Source organism: Chamaesiphon sp. OTE_8_metabat_110, from assembly GCF_031382685.1.
In the GTDB taxonomy this organism is placed as follows: domain Bacteria; phylum Cyanobacteriota; class Cyanobacteriia; order Cyanobacteriales; family Chamaesiphonaceae; genus Chamaesiphon.
This window is the reverse complement of sequence record NZ_JANMZA010000507.1, coordinates 1-2161: the sequence shown is the minus strand read 5'-3', so window position 1 is coordinate 2161 and position 2161 is coordinate 1. Positions and strand designations below refer to the sequence as shown.

Genomic DNA, 2161 nt, shown 5'->3' with positions numbered 1-2161 from the left:
CAAAAACGGGTCAAGGAAATTCAGCAAAAGTTTAAAGACGATCCGACCAAGCAGCAGCAGGCGATGAGCGATGTCTACAAGGAGTTTGGCAACCCCTTGGCTGGATGTTTGCCTGTTCTGCTCCAGATGCCTGTTTTGTTCGCGTTGTTTGCCACCCTACGGGGATCCCCATTTTCCAACGTCGAGTACAATGTCAACCTGCAGGTTGTGCCTACAGCAGAGATAGCCCAAATTCAGCCTCAAGTGTTCAACAGTGAACCACATAGTATTTATTTCACCACCAATATTCATACGCCGGTAGTTGCGGGTATCGCGACCGGAAATATTCTAGGTGCGGGACAAACCGCTAAAATTGATTTCCAAGGTGTTGATGGCAAACCATTTAGTGAATTAGCTGCTCAGTATCCTGATTCTAAGCTCACTCCTGAATGGACGATCACCAAAGGGATGGAGAATGTAAAAGTCACTCCTGATGGTCAGATTGAAGCGATCGCCCCTGGAGATGTTACGCTCAAAGGTACTATCCCTGGGATTGCCGCTAACACTGGTTTCTTGTTCATTGATGCACTCGGACATGTCGGCGCGATCGACCCCGATGGTAAAATCCACTGGGACATCATTGCGATGATCGTCTTCTTTGGTTTGAGCTTGTATGTCAGCCAAAATTTATCGAGTACCCCCTCAGCCAGTGCAGCCGTAGGCGAAGCAGCAGAAAAAGAGCAAGCACAGCAAGCTGTGAATAAATTCACCCCAATTATTTTTTCTGGGATGTTTCTATTTTTCCCCCTACCCGCCGGTGTATTAATGTACATGGCGATCGGTAACGTGTTTCAGCTTGGTCAAACCTACTTTGTCAATCGGGAACCTTTACCACCAGAATTACAAAAATTGGTAGATCAACAAGAACGCGAAAAGCCCAAGGACAATAGCAATCGCGAAGAGCTGCCATTTGAGAAAAGTAAAAAGAAAAAAGCAACTTAAATTTAGGCTTTAGGCTTTAGGTATTAGTCTTTAGGGATAAATTAATTTTCCCCAACTTCTATTGTTAAAGCTTAATCCCTAGCCTCTACCCCCTAAAGCCTAACACCTGAAGCCTCATGACCGACCAAAGACTAGACCGTGGCAAAGAGTGGTTAGAACAACTACTCAGGCTATCGGGATTTGCCACCACTGTAGACACTCAACAGCAAGAGGGAACTACCTCTGCTAACTATTGGCTGACGATCGATCCAACCAGTCTGACACCTGCACAGAGAGAACTCTTAATTGGCGGACAAGGTGCCGCTCTCGATGCAATCCAGTACTTAGCTAATGCTAGCTTAAACATCCACGTAGAAGCAGATTTACACGCTGGATACACGATCGAATTGGATGGCTATCGTCAGCGTCGGGCAATCGAACTTAAATCAGTAGCAGATGAAGCCGCTAATCGCGTCCGTGCAACTGGACAAGAAGTTGTCCTCCAACCGATGTCTTCAGCCGAACGCCGCCAGATGCACACATTCTTTGATGGTGATGCCAGTTACAGCGATCTAGCTACTGAAAGTCGTGGTCAAGAACCTGATCGACGTTTAGTCGTAAAATTAGCTCAATCTCCAGAAGCATAAGTAATAAGTAATAGGCAGAGTTAAGTCCCCCTATTACTTATTACTTATTACTTATTACTTATTACTTAATTGCGATGGAACCACTTCATATTCCCCAGCTAGCGAATCGACAAGATCGAACCCTGGAAATCATTGTCGATACATTGATTCCTGAGTTTGAGACACTCACACCTGTTCGGGGTAAAGTAATTGTCAAACATGGGGGGACATTTTTAGATCTATCTGCACAAGCGGAGACAATTATTACCCTCAAATGTGATCGATGCTTGCAGCAGTACAATCATCGGCTAGTATTGGATGCCACCGAAATCATTTGGTTAGAGGACGTTGACGAAGAACCAGACCGTCGCGGGATGGAAATTCGCACGGATCTAGACGAATTGGTCGATTCACTACCACCTGATGGGCACTTCGATCCTAATGTGTGGTTGTATGAACAATTATGTTTATCCCTACCATTGCGACAACTTTGCGACCGAGACTGTGTGGGAATTCTCCCCACGCAAGAATTTGTAGCAGCGCCAACTGAACCCCAGCCGCGATTAGATAATCGC

At 45.7% G+C, this 2161-nt stretch carries 3 protein-coding genes; all 3 read left to right on the top strand.

Annotated elements, in window-relative coordinates; all coding sequences use genetic code 11:
* The coding region (gene yidC, locus RMO52_RS18545; RefSeq protein ID WP_310417197.1) for a membrane protein insertase YidC at positions 1–981 on the top strand (981 nt) is incomplete at its 5' end.
* A 116-nt stretch (positions 982–1097) separates the two neighbouring features.
* A complete protein-coding gene (locus tag RMO52_RS18540; protein ID WP_310417194.1) occupies positions 1098–1607 on the top strand; it encodes a R3H domain-containing nucleic acid-binding protein in 510 nt (169 codons plus the stop codon).
* Between the two features lie 74 nt (positions 1608–1681).
* On the top strand, positions 1682–2161 hold a 480-nt coding region (locus RMO52_RS18535; RefSeq protein ID WP_310417191.1), incomplete at its 3' end, for a YceD family protein.

Excerpts from the sequence above, each read along its gene's own strand:
- RMO52_RS18540 (WP_310417194.1), top strand. The coding sequence starts at position 1,098 with ATGACCGACCAAAGACTAGACCGTGGCAAAGAGTGGTTAGAACAACTA.